Origin of the sequence: Dakarella massiliensis (assembly GCF_001182045.1) — a bacterium.
In the GTDB taxonomy this organism is placed as follows: Bacteria; Pseudomonadota; Gammaproteobacteria; order Burkholderiales; family Burkholderiaceae_F; genus Mesosutterella; species Mesosutterella massiliensis.
Window position 1 is genome coordinate 365,552 of sequence record NZ_CVTY01000006.1, and the last position, 15,731, is coordinate 381,282.

Genomic DNA, 15,731 nt, shown 5'->3' on the forward strand with positions numbered 1-15,731 from the left:
TCTTTAAACGTTAAAAAAACGTGAAAAAGTGCGACAGGCCAGGGAGGAAACCCCGGACTCCGGGCGGGAAAGCTCCAGGCAAGAAAAATCCGGCAGAAAACTGACCCTGCCGGAGAAAAATGATTCCGTTCTATTCTGGTAGAACAGAGATAAATACTACATAAATCACCCTATATAATCTAATATTATTTCTGACTGATAAAATAAACATAAAAGTTAATTCTATGGAGAAAGCCCCGTGCGCCGAGCCCTGATGCATATTGAAGCGATTCTGGAAAGCGGTTCGATCCGAAGCGCGTCGAGGCGGCTGTTTGTGTCGCAGCCGTCGCTCTCGCAGTACGTGAAGCGGCTCGAGGACACGCTCGGCTGCCCGATCTTTGACCGCTCGAAGTCGCCCTGGGTACTGACGGAGGAAGGGAAGTATTTCGTTGAGACGGAGCGCCGGATCGACGCGATCGAAGAGGAGCGGAAGCACTATTACGAGGACCGCCGGGATGTGAAGTCGGGGGAAGTCGTGATCGGGTCGACACAGAACCGGACGGTCGCGGTGCTGACTCATATTCTCCCCGCGTTCCGGCGCGAAGCCCCGGGAGTCCGGATCCAGATCCGGGAATTCACGTCGGGGCAGCTCGCGGAAGCGGTGACAAACGGCGAAGTGGACTGCGCGTTTCTCGCGAGTACGCTGAAGAGCCCTGGTCTCACCGGGTTCAAGGTCGAACGGGAAAAGATTCTGCTCGCGGTCCCTGAGGGGCATCGCCTCGCGAAACGCGCGAAAAAGGGTGATCCCTTTGAGCCGCCGTTCCCGGAAGTGAGTTTCAACGAATTGGAGGGCGAACCCTTCATCATTCTCAATAAAGAGCAGGTGATGCGCCTCTACTTCGATCAGCTGGTGCAGGAGACCGGCGTCCACCCGAACCCCGTAGTCGAAACGGAGACCGTCGCCGCCGTGAGTTCCTTTGTGCGTGAGGGGGTGGGGCTCTCCTTCATTCCGGACGCCGTGGTCCGGAATCAGAAACCGACGGGTGTCGTGTTCTTCACGATCGCCGGGAAATCCCCGGAGCTCGATTTCTCGGTCTTCTGGCGCGAGGACCGGTATCTCTCGAAAGCCGCGCAGGCCTTCATTGACTGTGTGAGAAGGACGATCACGCCGATCGAGGACTGATCGGGTCGCTCCAGAAACAGCAAAGGCGCTTCAGATGAAGCGCCTTTTGTTTACCTCACGAGTCCCAGTCTCACTCTTCGTGATTGTGGTGCTCAAAGCCGCCCGGGTGCGTGTGGCGGTGGGTATGGGTTTCCGGTTTCCCGCAGGCGACGACCTGACCCCCTTCGGGTTTCGACTCAATCGTCGCGAAGGTGTCCGAGACCTCCATCAGGAAATCCCAGTCGTGCGACACGACGATACGGGGGAGGTTGATGATTTTGAGAACATGGATCAGCTGTTCGCGCGCTTTTTCGTCCAACCCGGTGGTGGGTTCATCAAGGAGCAGCGCCCGAGGCTTCATCGCGAGCACCGTCGCGATTGAGACGAGCTTCTTTTCGCCGCCCGAGAGGCGGTCACTCGACCGGTGCGCGAAGGCGGAGAGACCGAGGGTCTCCAGCGTCTCCTCGGCGTCTTTCAGCGCTTCCGCCTGGGATCGCCCGAGGTTCAGGGGGCCGAACGACACATCCTCAATCACCTCAGGGAAGAAAAGCTGATCCTCGGCGTTCTGAAGCACGTACCCCACGGCGCAGCGGAGGCCCCGGAATTCCGCTTCGGTCTTCACCGGCTTCCCCTCAAAACAGACGTCCCCGGATTGCGGCGTGAGGAGCCCCGTGATGAGCTTCAGGAGCGTCGTCTTCCCGCAGCCGTTCGGTCCATAGAGACCGATTTTTTCGGAGTCCGTGAGTGAGAAGTTGAGATCCCGGAAAACCGGCTTCCCCCGGCCGGCGTTTCCCATGGCGTCCGGCCACGAGAACGCGAGATTCCGAAGTTCAAAAATAGGGGCAGAGGGAGTCATTTGAATATGTGTCCAGGGTTCCTGACAGCCAATTTTTCTTTTATCAGAACGGCCGCAGGATCATAAGAGACGCGAGAATCGCGATTTCAAGCACCGCGAAGGATATTAATGCAAGGTTCTGACGCGCGTCTGACGTCCCAGCCCATTCAAGGCACCGGAGGTTCACACCGTCGAACCCCCGGAGCCGCATCGCCTCTCCCGTCCGCTCCGCCCGGTCAAACGCGCGGACGAAGAGCTGACCCATAAGGGTCGCGTAGACGCGATACGTGAAGAGCGTTGTTTTCGGGGCAAAGCCGCGGAGCCGCGCGGCGTCCCGGAGCCGCTTATATTCCTGCGAGAACGACTCGATGTAGCGCCCCGTGAAGAGGAGGAGCATCACGAGTTTCGGGGGGAGACCGAGTTTCTGCAGCGCCATCGCGGATTCAGAAAGCGTGAGCCCGGCGGTGAGCGAAAAGAGCGACGCGATGATCGCGTTGCATTTGAGGGTCACGAGAAGCGAGAGCCGCACCCCCGCGTCCGTCGCCTCAAGCGGACCGATCGACCACACCGGCGTTCCCGGCGTCGTGAACGGCGTAAAGACCCAGAGGAAGAGAATGAAGGCATTCGCGGCGAGAAGCCGCTTCTTCAGCTCTTTCCCGTTCGGGCGGAAGAGCGCGATGAGAACAAGAGACAGCAAAACCGCCGCGACCGCGGCCGGAATACCGGTCGCGAAGGCGACGGAGAAAGAAATCAGCGCAGCCGCGAGGAACCGGGTTTTCGGATCCGTGTGGCGGACAGAGGAGGCGGGGCCGTCGGTGGTCATGCGTTCCTGTCCTTCTTACCTTCCGCTTCGCCCTTTTCCTTACCCTTCTTGTAGCCGAGCGCCGCGGCACCGGCGATACCGAAGATCCAGCCAAGGCCCCCGATCACGTCTTTCGCGGACGGGTTCGGGTTTGAGAGCTCAGCGATCTTCTGACGCAGCGGCGCGACCTTCTCTTCCACCGCGGACTGGGCGATCAGCGTGATTTCGTCCTTTGTGAGTCCGGGTTCCACCGGGACCGTCGCGTTTTCGACCTGCTGAGGGGTCGGTTTGGCGGCCGGGGCGGCAGCCTTTACCGGAGCCTTCGCTTCCGTTTTCGCGGGGACCTTCGCGGGAGCGGCCTTCGGTTCAGTCTTCAATTCTTGTTTCACCGCGGGTTTGGCGGCGGGCGCGGGCTTCGGAGTCGGCGCGGCCGTCACGGTCTTCGGGAGATCCGACGGGGTCATTTCCCAGGTGGCGGCGTGGCCTTCACCCGCAGCGATTGCGACCGTCACGCCTTTTTCCGAGTGGTAGCCCGCGGGGAGCGTGAAGCGCCAGGTACCGTTATCCGCGGTTTTCCCGGTCGCGAGCACCTTCCCGGTCGCCGTATCGGTGACGGTGAGCTTTCCGCCCTTTACCGGAGTCGAGTCACTGAATTTCGACTCCACCTGGACGGCGTTCCCTTCACTCCACGCGAAAAGATTCACGCGGTGCGCCGCGGCCGAGAACGACAGGGTAAGGAGGGCGGCGAGGGCGACGGTGTGCTTCAGAATCGGTTTCACGGCAAAGACCTTTGTAGAAAATAACTAAATCTAAATAAATTCGTTATTCCGTTCTCGCGTTACTCAGCGGGCGGAATCATATCGGCGAGCTTGAGCCGCGTCGCCTCCGGGAGCAGCGCCGGGCGGACGCGGGCGATGAAGGACACCGCGACCGCGGTCACGATCCCCTCAATCAGCATCACGGGAAGGTGAGCGGCGAGGAGCATCAGCGCGGACGCTTTGAAGCCTTCATCCGTAAACGCGAGCGCGAGCGCGGTGAGAATCGCGGCGATCGCGACACCGCAGGCACCGGACACGAACCCCGAGACCGCCGCCGCTTTCTTCGCGCCAAGCGGCTTAAGGACGGAGAGGAGGCCGCCGAAGATATACCAGCTGAGCACGGCTCCGAGCCCCATCGTCGCGGTGTTGACACCGAGCACCGTGAGACCGCCGAAACCGTAGAGAATGGCCTGAAGGAGCAGCCCCACAAAAATCACCGGGACCGCGCTCCAGCCGAGCAGCACCCCGAGGAGCCCGTTTAAGAGCAAATGCACCGAACTCGGCCCCACCGGGATGTGAATCAGGGAAGCGACAAAGAACGCCGCGCCGAGAATCGCCGCCATCATCACCTGCCGGGGATCGAGTTTCTTAAGACCGTACGCCACGGCACCGGCTGCCACGACGGCACCCGTAATGAGGACAGGGGCGGAAAGTACGCCTTCAGCGATATGCATTTCTTCGAGCTTCCCTAATCGGAAAAGGTTTTACGCGCGTTACTTCGCGAGCTGAGACGGAACCTTCGTGAAGTGAGTCCAGAGCACAGCGCCGCGCTCCACGTCCTTCATCTTTCCGTCCTTCGCCATCTTCGGGGCGTCGCCGAGCGCGGCGAATCCCCACCAGCCGGCAAACGGGGCGGTGAAAGCGAATTCACCGTTCGCGCCGGTCACGGCCTGAAGTGTAATCAGATAATCGTTCGGGAGCTTCGCTTTTGAGCCGTTCCAGAACTCGATCTCGATTGGCGTCCCTTCAGGCGCGGGCTTCCCATCAAAAAGCACGCGGCCCCGGAATTCGGCTCCGGCCCAGTTCGCGAAAGGACGGGTGAGCGGCACGATTTCGGCGGGGAGCCCAAGGGGCTTCTCCCAGCCTTCCTCATCCCCCATCGCGCCCACTACGACCTTCGTGTAGTGAACGATGAACTTATCTTCAGCCGGTTCCCAGTAGGGCTTCGGCGTGAAGGCGAACGTATACGTCCCCGGGCGCGTCACTGTGAAGGTGGACTTCCAGGCCTCGTGCTTCAGGACCTGGGTTTCCTTGAGGGTATTGAGGAGCGACGTCTTCTCCCCGTTCTGCCACACGTCAAACGCTTCCGGCTTAGCGAGATTCATGCCGTTCTGTTCCACCGGGTGGCAGAACGCGAGCGTGAGTTCGAGCGGCGTCTTCGGACGGTTCACGAGTTCCGACCCCGGCATCAGCACACCGAAATGCGCGTAGGCGGGAAGAGCGGTAAGGGCAATGGCGGCAGCTGTGGCAAGAGCGCGGAGTCGCATGACGGGAGGTCTCCTTCGTGACGGAAATGAATAAGGAAAAAATGGAGATCCGGCAGACGGGAATCCATGGAGATCACCATGAAGAAGAGCAAAGGGCGATGGGTCCTGCTGCCGGAACACCGTCGTTATAGCACCGTTTTCATACGATTTCCAGAAAAGTATTCACTTCGATCCGCGCCGCTTTACCGTATCTGTTTAAAAAACCGCGGGAGGGTTGCCATAAAAGAGGTAGTTTCGGTGTCGGAAAATATTTTTGCGCAATAAATTAATATTTTCTGCGAATGAAACGCTATTTTTGATCCGTCTGGCGCATAGAATCTCAATTATCGAAAGGATCGTCAGGGTCCGGACTGTCTTTTTTATTCTTTTGAGATTCCCACTTTATGTTTGGCATTGAAAATTACGCCGGGTTCCTCGCGGCCGGGGTGCTCCTCAATATGCTCCCGGGCGTGGATTCGGTCTATGTATTGACGCGAAGCGCTGCGGAAGGGAAGCGGGTCGGGGTCGCGTCGGTGTTTGGGATCTCGTCAGGCGTCCTCTTCCACACGACGCTCGTGGCGCTTGGGCTTTCAGCGGTTCTCGCCGCGAGCCCGAAGGCGTTTTTCGCCGTGAAGCTCGCCGGAGCCGCGTACCTTCTCTGGCTCGGGATCAAAACGTTCCGGGAGAAGGGAAGCATCATCCCGACAGAAAGCGCGGAGCCGAAAAAGACCGGGCTCTGGGGCGCGTACCTGCAGGGGTTCCTCACAAACGCCCTGAACCCGAAAGTGGCGCTTTTCTTCCTCGCCTTCATGCCGGCCTTTGTGTCCCCCACGAACACCTACGGGCCGCTCCCGTTCCTGCTCCTCGGGCTCACGTTCTTCGTGACGGGGACGCTCTGGTGCCTCGTGCTCGTCGCCGCGGGAGCTGCCTTAAAGAAACTCTTGGAGCGGAGCGCCACAGCTGCGCGCCGCACCAAAAACGCATCGGCCGCGATTTACTGTCTCCTCGGGCTCAACGTCCTCTTCGCCAGGGCATCCTGAAGCCTATTTCCATCTGCCGAAAAAACAGAGAGAGTCCGGTTTGTGTGAACGGACTCTCTTTTTCTTTGACCCTTTGACCGTGTGTCGGGGTTTCATCGGAGCGCTTTTCGAAGTTCCGCGAGACCGCGGTCCGAAATAAAGGCGGCGGACCGGGTTTCGTGCCGCGCCCGGCTCCGGATCCGGAAGAACGCCACGGCGTCCCCATTCGGAAGCACCCGGTTGATCGCGTAGGCAGAGGCAAGCGCCATGTCCTCATTATGCTTCACCGTGCCCCAAAGTCGGATCGGGATGAGGGTGCCGAGCGTCAGTTCCTCATCATCTTTGAACCCAAAGAGCCGCCGGGTAAAGGCGATGAATTCAGGGGACAGCGCTTCAAAATACGTGTCCCCGAGGACGAGGAGCCGATGCCGGCAGCCGTCCTTCGCCTCTGCCCCGCAGAACGGGCAGTGGAGCTTGATCAGTTCATACGCCTCTTCATCAAGCTTCATCGGAATGAGGCGCGGATAGTCTTTCAGGTCTTCCATCTCAAGTTTTTTCAATCGGTTTTCAGGCGATTATGCGCCGGAATGGTTCCCGGCCGGCGCTTTTTATCGTTTCCGAGCCTTTCGCGCCGCGTATCCCCGGAACAGCAGACAAAAAAATCCCGGAGGCTCTGATGAGCCGCCGGGAGAAGTCCACCCAATAGACTTAAATACAACAAACACAAAAAAAGAAAAGACAAACAACAAAACCAATCAGAGCGCCGCGAGCTTCCCCGCGAACCCGAGGAACAGACTCCCGAGGAGCGTGTTCCCGACTTTTGACATCAGGGGGCTGCCGCTCACAAAGCGCTGGATCGCGGCCCCGGAGAGTGCGAGCGTCGACATCCAGCAGATGCTGAACGCTTCAAGGATCGACGCCATCACGAGGTACGAGATCCAGGGGTGTTCAAACTCGGGGTTGATGAACTGGGAGAAGAACGCCACGTAGAAGAGGATCGCTTTCGGGTTCGTAAGCGAAAGAACCAGAGCCGTGCGGAAGGGCTTCACGGAACTCGGAAGTGTTTCCGGTTTTGCCTGGCCTGCTTTCTTTCCGCGGTACGTGGAAATCAGCACCGAGAGCCCGAGGTAAGCGAGGTACGCCGCGCCCGCGATCCGGACCGCCGTGAAGAGAAGCGGGTGGGAGGTAAGCGCCGCCGCGACCCCGAGGTACGCGAGGAAGATGAGGGCGGCGTCCCCGAGGAACACCGCGAGCGCCGCATGGAACGCGGGCTTCGACCCGTACTGAGTCGAGGTCTTGAAAACGAAAATGGAATTCGGACCCGGCGCGAGGATCAGCGCGAGAGCCCCAAGGGCGTAGAGCCCGGCATTCATGACACCAAAGCTTTCCAGCATTTCTGTTTCAACCGAAAAAGTGTTTTGTGAAGAGAAAAAACTTTTTGAACCGAGACTCAGGCGAGCACGAAGCCCATACGCGAGAAACACGCGCGGACGCGAGAGGCATTCAGTCGGGTTGAAACGGCGGAAACTTCAGTGACCGGACGGAAGTGGATCCGTGACCGGGCGGAATCGCCGCGGCGTAAATACGGGTTGTGTCGTGAGTCATGCCTTCACCTTGGTTCAAGCGAAAACTCTTTAAGTCTGTCCGCAATCCAGAATGCGTCTTGTCGCGGGACAGCCTTGAAGAGAGGTTGTTCGAAACTAGATGCATGCAGGAGAGCAAAAACGCAGCCCCATTCTGTCTTCCAGTGTTACAAACCCGCTCCCCGCGAGAATGGTGGCGGGAAGCAAGCGAGGTGAATTATACAAAAATCAGCCTGATGCGGAAGGCTTAACCCGGCGCTCCCCCCGTAGATCAGAAATTCCATTTGCCCTGCGTCAAAAGACCCATTTCCTCTTTACACGCTCAAGGGGCCCCGGTCTCCGGGACACCGGTTTCACAAGGGCTGAGAGAATGATCCCTGTGCTGGGGGGAGGGGCGGGAGGTGAGACATTGCCTCATTCAGCGCCTACCTCTGGAACCATTTCCGTGATCGGAAGGGAGAAGATCGCTGTCCTTCCGGCCGAGTAGAAAAAACCGGCGGACCGACCGAAGAGTCCTCAGAACAGTTTCTTTTTCTCCGGAACCGTATTAGTTTTCCTACTATGTCAGGAAAGACCTTTCCCATTCCGCTCTCGTCTCTCCGTCCGGAGAGAGCCTCGTTTGAAGGAATATCCATGCGTTTTATGAATCGTTTCGCGAAAGCCGCGGTTTTTACTGTCTGCGCGTCACTCGTGTCGTCCATGGCCTGGGCGGGAGCTTTTGACCTCCCGTCAGAAGGGAAAATCCTCACCGGGACAGCGCAGCAGACTTATATCAATCAACGGATGCATGACCTTCGATCCGGGAAAGTGAAGATCACGTTTTCGGTCACGGACGGCTGGGAAAAGCAGATGCTGAAGGCGGGAAGCGCGGACCTCGAGCGCTATGACTATCCGGCCGCGAAAACGAATCGCGTGCTCCTGCAGCTCCATGGCGGCGCGTATGTGCAGAAGCTTGATGACCTCTACCGCATCACGGCGCTGACACAAGGGAAACTGATCTCTGCCCGGACGGTCTATTCGCTTGACTACCGCGTCGCCCCCAAGGCGGTTTACCCGGCGGCGCTCGAGGAAGCGCTCGCCGCGTACCGCGGGATTCTGGACACCGGTGCCAAACCGGCTGACATCATCGTGGTCGGCGACTCGGCGGGCGGGAACCTCGCGCTGGAACTCTCTCTCGCTCTCAAAGAAAAGGGACTCCCGCAGCCCGCGGCGCTGATTCTTCAGTCCCCCTGGACCGACATGGGAACGAGCCGGGCGTCCCGCGTCACGAACTTCAAAAAGGATCTGATTCTCGGAGAGGGGACGCCTTTCAGCGGTCCTGTGGTCGAGGCGGCGTACGCGGGGAAACTGCCGGTGGATGATCCGCGGCTCTCCCCCGTGAACGCCGATCTCCGGGGACTCCCTCCGATGCTGATTCAGGCAGGGGGCTATGAAGTGTTTCTCTCTGAAATCGAGGATTTCGCGAGGAAGGCCGGGGAATCGGGCGTGCTGACCACGCTCACCGTCTACCCCGGGATGTCGCACGACTTCGCGCTCTGCCTCCCGGAGCTCCAGGAGTCGATCGACTCGATGAAGGAAATCCGCGATTTCGTGAATCGGATCGACCGCGCGAAATAAATCCTGATCCGGAAGACCGAGGGGCGGGAGGTCGGATACCCGCCCCATCCATGCGTTCTTTTCTGGGGTTACTTCTCCCGCCCCAGCTTCCCGGAGACGAGTTCCTTCAGTGTCGATCGGATGATCTGCATCCCGGGGTCGGTGTGTGTCCTGACGTGCCACCCCATGTAAACCGTGAGCTTCGGGGCTTTGTCCGTGATCGGGAGGAAATCAAGCTTCCTCCCGTCAAACGCCATTTCCGCGGTCGCTTTCGGCACGATCGCGTAGCAGTCCGTTTCATAGAGGCAGAGCGGGACCGAGAGGAAGAAAGGCACGACGAGCGCGATTTTTTCCGGATCCGTGGGGTTAAACCACCCGTTCGCGGGGCTATTCGGCGCGCGGTAGCGGTCTGGCTGGGCGTTGATCAGCACCTGACGCCAGGGGTCGAGATCCGCCTTATCGAGGCTCCCGAATTTCTCAGCTTTTTTCTTTAACGGATGCCCCTTCCGCACAACGCATACATAGGGCTCCGTGACGAGCGGTATGGAACGGAGCTGCGGGTGCAGCCCCTGACGCGCGAAGAAAACAAGGTCCAGCCGGTTCGCCCGGAGATCGTCAAACAGGTGTTCGTCCGCCTGTGTCACATGGAAGCGGACGAGCGGCAGGCGCTTCTCAAACTCCGCGAAAACGGACGCGATCCCAAGCGTAAAAGCGTTGTCGTACGTCGCGAGCCGCACGGTGCGCTTCAGATGCAGCGGATCGATCCGGTCCTCATGCTGGAGGTCTTCCAGCGTATTCATGAGCCCGAGGACACGGGCATAGCGCTTCTTCGCGCTTTCAGTCGGCTGCATCAGGAACCCGCTTCGGGTGAAAAGGGGGTCGTTCCAGTAGGTCCTCAGTTTCGCGAGCATCCGGTTCGCGGACGAGAGGCTCACCCCCATCTGCTCCGCGGCCCGCGGGAGCGACCCCGCGCGGTAGAGCGTGAGAAAGAAGTAGAGCGACTCCGCGTCGATCCCCCGGACATAGGCGGGGAGGGCTCCGGCAGCAGGGTTCAGATCCGTTTTTTCCGCGTCCTTTTTCTTCAGTACCGTTTTTTCTGACATGGAGTCACTTCGATTTCTGACATTGAGAAGAGAAGATTAACGGATTTTCAGAGAGGGAGCCGATCCCTAGAATTTTTTCCGAACCATAGAAAAGGCCGGGGCGGATGAGAGGAAACGCCCCGCTGCCTCAGGCAACCAAAGGAGAAAGGAAGAAATGACAGCCATTCAGAATTTCAGCGAACCGAAAACGCTGAAACGGATCGCGGCGCTCGTCGTCGCGGCCGGAGTCCTTACCGCGGGGAGCGCCTCCGCGATGACCGCCGGCACCTACACGTCGACGGTCCAGGGCCGTAACGGCAATATCACGGTCGAAGTGAAGGTGAGCGCGACGAAGATCGAAAGCGTCCGCGTGACCGATCAGAAAGAAACCCCCGGGATCGGGTCGCTTGCCGTGAAGAGCATTCCGGAAGCCGTGGTCGCGGGTCAGACCGCGCAGGTGGATAACGTCTCGGGCGCGTCGATCACGTCTCAGGCGCTCCGCAAAGGAATCCGCGAAGCGCTCGTGAAGGCGGGCGCGGATCGCTCGATGCTGGATCGCAAAGCGATCAAGAAGCAGTCCGCCGCGGCGCAGACGCTCGTGCATTCAGCTGACGTGATCGTCGTTGGCGGCGGCGGAGCCGGCATGGTGGCAGCCGCGACCGCGGTGGATGGCGGCGCGAAGGTGATCGTCCTTGAAAAGATGGCGATGATCGGCGGGAACACGGCGCGCTCGGAGGGCAACATGTCCGCGATGGATCCGGAGCCCGAGAAGCTCCTTCCGATGACCCCGGCGGTCCGCGACATCGTGAAGAAGTACACCGATCAGAAGCCCTGCACGAAGGAAGTAGCCCAGCTTCAGCAGACCGTGAAAGATCAGCTGAAGGCGCATAACGCCGCGGGTAAGAAGTACATCTTCGACTCTCCTGAACTCTTCGCCCTTCAGACGCTTGAAGGCGGCGACTGCCATAACGACCCGAAACTCGTTCTCACGATGACCCGGAACGCGACGGCCGCGATGGAGTGGCTTGAGAAGCAGTCCGATATGAAGTGGTACCACGTGCCGCGCTACTGGGTGGACGTCGGTATCGGCGGCATTTATCCCCGCGGCCAGTGGCCCCGTCATGCGGACGGCAAGACCCCGATCTCGACCTACGACGCCTACATTTCGCCGCTCGCGGATAAGGTGACGAAGGCGGGCGGCCATATTTATACCCAAATGAAGGTGATGCAGATTGTGCGAGGGAAGGACGGCCGCGTGACGGGCGTGATCGCTGTTGATAAGAACGGCAAGAATCAGGCCTTTAACGGGAAAAACGTGATTCTCGCGGCCGGCGGCTACGGCGCGAATCTCAAGATGGTGAAGAAGTACAACAACATCAACGTGATCGCGACCTCTAACCAGCCTGGCACCACGGGTGAGGTGCTTGAGGAAGCGGTGAAGGTCGGTGCCGGCCTCACTGGCATGAAGTGGATTCAGATCCATCCGCACGGGAACCCGAAGAACGGTGAACTGGAATCCGCGATCGCGGGGCGGCCGTCTGACACCCCCTACGTCAACGTGAACGGCGACCGTTTTGTCGATGAGACGGGGCGTCGTGACGACATCTCGCACGGGATCCTCGCGCAGCCCGGTCAGGTGGTCTACGCGATCTTCGATCAGAAGACCATTGATCAGAAGAAAGTGCGTGACGACCTGATGCAGATCGCGCTCGGCCACGGCTATGCCTATAAGGCCGATAACTTAAACGACCTCGCGAAGGCGGCTGGCATCAACCAGGCGGAGTTCGCGAAAACCATGGCGGCCTATAACGAGGCCTCCCGCACCCAGAACACGAAGTCGCTTCCGGTGCCGAAGATCCTGATCGGCATGCCGGTCGATAAGGCCTCGTTCTACTGCGTCCCGATCACGACGACGATCCATCACACGATGGGCGGTCTCCGGATCAATGAGAAGACTCAGGTGCTCGATACCAAGGGTCACGTGATCCCCGGCCTCTACGCCGCGGGTGAAATCACGGGCGGCATCCACGGCGGCAATCGCCTGGGCCGCAATGCCCTGACGGACCTCCTCGTGTTCGGTCACATCGCCGGCATGCAGGTTAGCCCTAAGCCCTAAGCCCATAGTCCTAATTCGGGTGCATAATAGAGATACTTCGGCGGGATACCTTAGGAGAGGACCAGGGACCCGCCGGGGTGTAGCAGCAACCACCACCAAAACATTCAAGAGAAGAGAGTCATCATGCGCTTCATGCAAACTGCGGCCGCTGCGGCCATTGCTTCCGCGTTTTTCTGCGGCTCCGCCTTCGCGGCGAGCCCGACCGTCACGCTGTACGGCATCGTGAATACCGGTCTCACCTATACGCATCAGAAGACCGCCCCGGGTAAGTCAACCGACACGGTTCAGATGGATAGCGGCAACTACCTCGGGAGCCGCTTCGGTTTGAAGGGTGAGGAGAAGATTACGGATACGACGTCTGTCGGCTTCATCCTGGAAAACGGCTTCTCGAGCGACACCGGTACGGGGTCGGACGATAACCGGATCTTCGGCCGTGAGGCGTCCCTCTACGCGAAGAACACGAATTTCGGTACCCTCCGGTTCGGGCGTCTCACGCAGCTCTCCGGTTCTACCGGTTCTTCCAGCATCATGGGCGGGAAGTTCTCCGCGCTCAGCACTGGCTGGGGCATTGTCTATGGCCACAACGCCGTGTTCGCGGGCAAGTTCGGGCGCTTTGATAACGTCATCAACTATTCCACCCCGACCTGGAACGGCTTTGATCTGCATCTGCAGTATTCGGGCGGCATTGATATGAAGTCCGAAACCCCGACGGGGCGTGAAAACACCGGATCCACCACCCGCAACGGCGCGATCGGTGCCCGCTACATGAAGGGCGCTTTCAGCACGATCGGCGTGGTCGATACGTATCACTACGCGAATACGCAGGATGACGCGGGCTACACCGCGAACCTGAGTGTCGCCTACGACTTCAATGTCGCGAAGGTGTTCCTCGCCGGCCAGTACTTCAAGGACATGCGTTACCTCGGCAAGGCCGCGATTAACGACACGGTTTCCGGCGCTTCGGTCTTCGGGAACTCCACCGCCAAAGACGGCTGGGGCATCAACCTCGGCGCGACGGCTCCGGCTTTCGGCGGCAAGTTCTACGCCGCTGTCGGCTACATGGATGCCGATCATTCAGACGACACCGCCGGTAAACTGAAGCGCTACACGGTGTCCCTCGGCTACGACTATTCGCTCTCCAAGCGGACCCTCGTTTACGCCGGCGCTGGCTACATGCACGACAAGTATGACGACTTCGCCGCGACCACCGTCGGCTCCGCCTATAACTACGGCGTGACCGCGGGTCTCGTCCACAAGTTCTGAAATTAGACCACTAAGAGTCATCTCTCCTTAGCAGTAAAGAGCAGCAAATTTGAAGGGCTCCTTCCAGTCCCATCCCAGGAAGGAGCCCCTTTTTTGTCCGCGTTTTCTGCTGACGGTTTGTCTGTATAGTTGCCGGGGAATCAGAGCGGTGTGTGGTGAATGAAGGTGGGTTTGCGGCTCATGAGCCGGTACTGGATGAGGCCGGAGGCGAGCTCCGCCGCGGTGATGAGCGCGATCCCGCCCCAGGTGAGCGCCTGCGGGGTGTCGGACGTGATCACCCACCCGAGGAGCGCGGCAAATGGCACCGCGGAGAATTGAAGGGACGCTGAGAGAAGCGGTTTCCCGTGGCCCCAGCCCTGAGTCTGCGCGAGCTGGCTTCCGACGGTCGTAAGCCCGATCGCGAGCATCACGGGTTCGGTGAAGAGCGAAAGGGCGGATTCCGTGGAGAAGAGACTGAACATCACGATCCCGGCCGCAAGGCATCCGATCGCGAACCAGGTAACGGTCCGGATAATGGGTTCACCGAGAGACCCAAGTTTCCAAAGTGTGAGGCCCGTCGCGGCGGAGCAGAGTCCGGAAAAGAGCCCAAGCGCGATAAAGGGGAGCGATCCGTCTTCGCCCCCCGGCCGCATCACAAGGAGCACCCCGATGAAGCCCGCCGCGATCGAGAGCAGCAGCCCCGGATCCGGGAAACGCTTCAGAAGGACGCCGCGCACCATCCCGTACGCCGCGACGAAGAGCGGAGCTGTGAAGACGAGCGTCTGAAAGAGGACGACTGACATATGCTGCACCGCGATGATATTCACGCAGAGCGCGGTGACGCCGCAGAGAATCCGGAAACACTGAAGCCTGGGGTGACGGGTTTTAAGGCTCGTTTTTGATACCGCCGCGATCACGAGGATCACGAGCGCCATGAAGGCGGAGCGGACGAGAAAGATGTCATAAAACGCGGTCCCTTCCGGCGCAAGCTTCACGAGCGCGTAGGTGAGCGTCGTGAGAAACGTGGATAGCAGCAACCAGAAAGACTGCACGGGGATTGGCTCCGGGAACCAGGAAGAGTTTTATGGACGTAGGACTTAATCATAACGACGTATTTCGTAAAGTCCATGCAGGAAAGAAAAGACTTTGGAAGTCTCTGCGGGAAGTCAGGGAGTGACCGTCATCTTTGCCTTTCCGCCACAGAGAAGGATCGGATTTTGTCCGCGGAATCGGTAAAAAAGAGAATGTGAATCGGATAAATCGGTAAAAGGGCTTTAGCCGATTTGCTCGATTCGGCGAGCGGCTTTTGAGAGAGCGTCACCATTTCTCAGAATTGAAGACGAAAAACGCCGGCACCTTCTTATCAGCCGTGGAAATCAGGGTTCTTCAGCGTTTTTAGCGGTTTTGTCTTTAGGAGGATTGCGGCTCGCGCGATGCCGTTTCAGTCCCGAATCGGTAAAAAAGAGAATGTGAATCGGATAAATCGGTAAAAGGACTTTTACCGATTTGACCGATTCGGGAAGAGCGTCTTCAGACAGTGTCTTCTTCCCTCGGAACCGGAAACAGAAAAGCCGGTATCACCCGCCGCTGCCATCGGAGGTCTCCAATTGGCATAACGTTTTTATCTGCGGTGTGTAGGCAGAAAGCGATTGAAATACATCATCTATTTTCATTCAAAGAAATTAAAATAGTTACCTCGTTAATGACGGAGTCCCGTATGTATCAAATCAGCAAACATCACATCGCAGTTCCGCCAGGAGAAACCATCAAGGAACAGCTGGAGATTTGGGAGGTCACAAAGGCTGAATTTCTTTCCCGGATGGGTATGACAGAAGATGAGGGCGAGGCGCTTCTCGAAGGCGACATGGCGCTGACGCCGGACGTCGCCTCACGGCTGGAATCCGCGCTATCTATTGATAAGGGGTTCTGGCTCAGGCTTGAGAGCTGTTACCGCGAGGACCTCAAAGAAGTGGAAGAGGAAAACGCCCGAATGAAGAGGAAAGCCCTCTCCTGAATCCCACGGATTATGAT

General features: G+C 58.9%; 15 protein-coding genes. 6 read left to right on the forward strand and 9 right to left on the reverse strand.

Features of this window, described 5'->3' with window-relative positions; translation table 11 throughout:
• Positions 1-238 precede the first annotated feature (238 nt).
• On the forward strand, positions 239-1,162 hold the full coding sequence (locus BN1936_RS05500; RefSeq protein ID WP_148521186.1) for a LysR family transcriptional regulator: 924 nt from the start codon (positions 239-241) through the stop codon (positions 1,160-1,162).
• 70 nt (positions 1,163-1,232) lie between these two features.
• On the opposite strand, the gene BN1936_RS05505 is transcribed toward BN1936_RS05500, so the two are convergent.
• The 5 genes from BN1936_RS05505 to BN1936_RS05525 are packed head-to-tail and all read right to left on the reverse strand — an operon-like array spanning position 1,233 to position 5,083.
• A complete protein-coding gene (locus BN1936_RS05505; RefSeq protein WP_049686838.1) occupies positions 1,233-1,997 on the reverse strand; it encodes an energy-coupling factor ABC transporter ATP-binding protein in 765 nt (254 codons plus the stop codon).
• A 43-nt stretch (positions 1,998-2,040) separates the two neighbouring features.
• A complete protein-coding gene (gene cbiQ / locus BN1936_RS05510; RefSeq protein WP_049686839.1) occupies positions 2,041-2,799 on the reverse strand; it encodes a cobalt ECF transporter T component CbiQ in 759 nt (252 codons plus the stop codon).
• Positions 2,796-3,557: a hypothetical protein gene (locus tag BN1936_RS05515; protein ID WP_049686840.1), complete on the reverse strand. Its 762-nt coding sequence runs from the start codon at positions 3,555-3,557 to the stop codon at positions 2,796-2,798. Before BN1936_RS05515 ends, cbiQ begins: the two co-directional genes overlap by 4 nt.
• A gap of 59 nt (positions 3,558-3,616) precedes the next feature.
• Positions 3,617-4,270 (reverse strand): cobalt transporter CbiM, encoded by a 654-nt coding sequence (gene cbiM / locus BN1936_RS05520; RefSeq protein WP_049686841.1) that lies wholly within the window; start codon positions 4,268-4,270, stop codon positions 3,617-3,619.
• 39 nt (positions 4,271-4,309) lie between these two features.
• Positions 4,310-5,083: a DUF4198 domain-containing protein gene (locus tag BN1936_RS05525; RefSeq protein WP_022444345.1), complete on the reverse strand. Its 774-nt coding sequence runs from the start codon at positions 5,081-5,083 to the stop codon at positions 4,310-4,312.
• 383 nt (positions 5,084-5,466) lie between these two features.
• Between BN1936_RS05525 and BN1936_RS05530 the strand changes: the two genes are divergently transcribed.
• Entirely contained in the window at positions 5,467-6,102 is a 636-nt protein-coding gene (locus BN1936_RS05530; RefSeq protein WP_049686842.1) for a LysE family translocator, read from the forward strand.
• A gap of 92 nt (positions 6,103-6,194) precedes the next feature.
• Here the strand turns inward: BN1936_RS05530 and BN1936_RS05535 are convergent, their stop codons facing one another.
• Complete coding sequence (locus BN1936_RS05535; RefSeq protein WP_022444343.1) at positions 6,195-6,626, reverse strand: hypothetical protein; 432 nt, start codon at positions 6,624-6,626, stop codon at positions 6,195-6,197.
• Between the two features lie 210 nt (positions 6,627-6,836).
• On the reverse strand, positions 6,837-7,475 hold the full coding sequence (leuE, locus tag BN1936_RS05540) for a leucine efflux protein LeuE (RefSeq protein WP_022444342.1): 639 nt from the start codon (positions 7,473-7,475) through the stop codon (positions 6,837-6,839).
• Positions 7,476-8,297: 822 nt separating this feature from the next.
• Between leuE and BN1936_RS05545 the strand changes: the two genes are divergently transcribed.
• Positions 8,298-9,281: an alpha/beta hydrolase gene (locus BN1936_RS05545; protein WP_022444341.1), complete on the forward strand. Its 984-nt coding sequence runs from the start codon at positions 8,298-8,300 to the stop codon at positions 9,279-9,281.
• A gap of 68 nt (positions 9,282-9,349) precedes the next feature.
• On the opposite strand, the gene BN1936_RS05550 is transcribed toward BN1936_RS05545, so the two are convergent.
• Positions 9,350-10,363 carry a LysR family transcriptional regulator gene (locus tag BN1936_RS05550; RefSeq protein WP_053101822.1) on the reverse strand — a complete coding sequence of 338 codons (1,014 nt, stop codon included), beginning with the start codon at positions 10,361-10,363 and terminating at the stop codon, positions 9,350-9,352.
• A 154-nt stretch (positions 10,364-10,517) separates the two neighbouring features.
• On the opposite strand from BN1936_RS05550, the gene BN1936_RS05555 reads away from it, so the two are divergent.
• Together BN1936_RS05555 and BN1936_RS05560 are read left to right on the forward strand one after the other, a co-directional pair.
• On the forward strand, positions 10,518-12,458 hold the full coding sequence (locus BN1936_RS05555; protein WP_086936877.1) for a flavocytochrome c: 1,941 nt from the start codon (positions 10,518-10,520) through the stop codon (positions 12,456-12,458).
• 123 nt (positions 12,459-12,581) lie between these two features.
• Positions 12,582-13,721: a porin gene (locus BN1936_RS05560; protein ID WP_022444829.1), complete on the forward strand. Its 1,140-nt coding sequence runs from the start codon at positions 12,582-12,584 to the stop codon at positions 13,719-13,721.
• 140 nt (positions 13,722-13,861) lie between these two features.
• Here the strand turns inward: BN1936_RS05560 and BN1936_RS05565 are convergent, their stop codons facing one another.
• Positions 13,862-14,752, reverse strand: a complete 891-nt coding sequence (locus BN1936_RS05565; RefSeq protein WP_022444830.1) for a DMT family transporter — start codon at positions 14,750-14,752, stop codon at positions 13,862-13,864.
• A gap of 773 nt (positions 14,753-15,525) precedes the next feature.
• Here BN1936_RS05565 and BN1936_RS11460 point away from each other — a divergent pair.
• Positions 15,526-15,714 carry a hypothetical protein gene (locus tag BN1936_RS11460; RefSeq protein WP_148521187.1) on the forward strand — a complete coding sequence of 63 codons (189 nt, stop codon included), beginning with the start codon at positions 15,526-15,528 and terminating at the stop codon, positions 15,712-15,714.
• Positions 15,715-15,731 lie beyond the last annotated feature (17 nt).

Excerpts from the sequence above, each read along its gene's own strand:
- BN1936_RS05535 (WP_022444343.1), bottom strand. The coding sequence starts at position 6,626 with ATGGAAGACCTGAAAGACTATCCGCGCCTCATTCCGATGAAGCTTGAT.
- BN1936_RS05545 (WP_022444341.1), top strand. The coding sequence starts at position 8,298 with ATGCGTTTTATGAATCGTTTCGCGAAAGCCGCGGTTTTTACTGTCTGC.
- cbiM (WP_049686841.1), bottom strand. The coding sequence starts at position 4,270 with ATGCATATCGCTGAAGGCGTACTTTCCGCCCCTGTCCTCATTACGGGT.
- BN1936_RS05505 (WP_049686838.1), bottom strand. The coding sequence starts at position 1,997 with ATGACTCCCTCTGCCCCTATTTTTGAACTTCGGAATCTCGCGTTCTCG.
- BN1936_RS05560 (WP_022444829.1), top strand. The coding sequence starts at position 12,582 with ATGCGCTTCATGCAAACTGCGGCCGCTGCGGCCATTGCTTCCGCGTTT.
- BN1936_RS05525 (WP_022444345.1), bottom strand. The coding sequence starts at position 5,083 with ATGCGACTCCGCGCTCTTGCCACAGCTGCCGCCATTGCCCTTACCGCT.
- BN1936_RS05530 (WP_049686842.1), top strand. The coding sequence starts at position 5,467 with ATGTTTGGCATTGAAAATTACGCCGGGTTCCTCGCGGCCGGGGTGCTC.
- leuE (WP_022444342.1), bottom strand. The coding sequence starts at position 7,475 with ATGCTGGAAAGCTTTGGTGTCATGAATGCCGGGCTCTACGCCCTTGGG.
- BN1936_RS05550 (WP_053101822.1), bottom strand. The coding sequence starts at position 10,363 with ATGTCAGAAAAAACGGTACTGAAGAAAAAGGACGCGGAAAAAACGGAT.
- BN1936_RS05555 (WP_086936877.1), top strand. The coding sequence starts at position 10,518 with ATGACAGCCATTCAGAATTTCAGCGAACCGAAAACGCTGAAACGGATC.
- BN1936_RS11460 (WP_148521187.1), top strand. The coding sequence starts at position 15,526 with ATGACAGAAGATGAGGGCGAGGCGCTTCTCGAAGGCGACATGGCGCTG.
- cbiQ (WP_049686839.1), bottom strand. The coding sequence starts at position 2,799 with ATGACCACCGACGGCCCCGCCTCCTCTGTCCGCCACACGGATCCGAAA.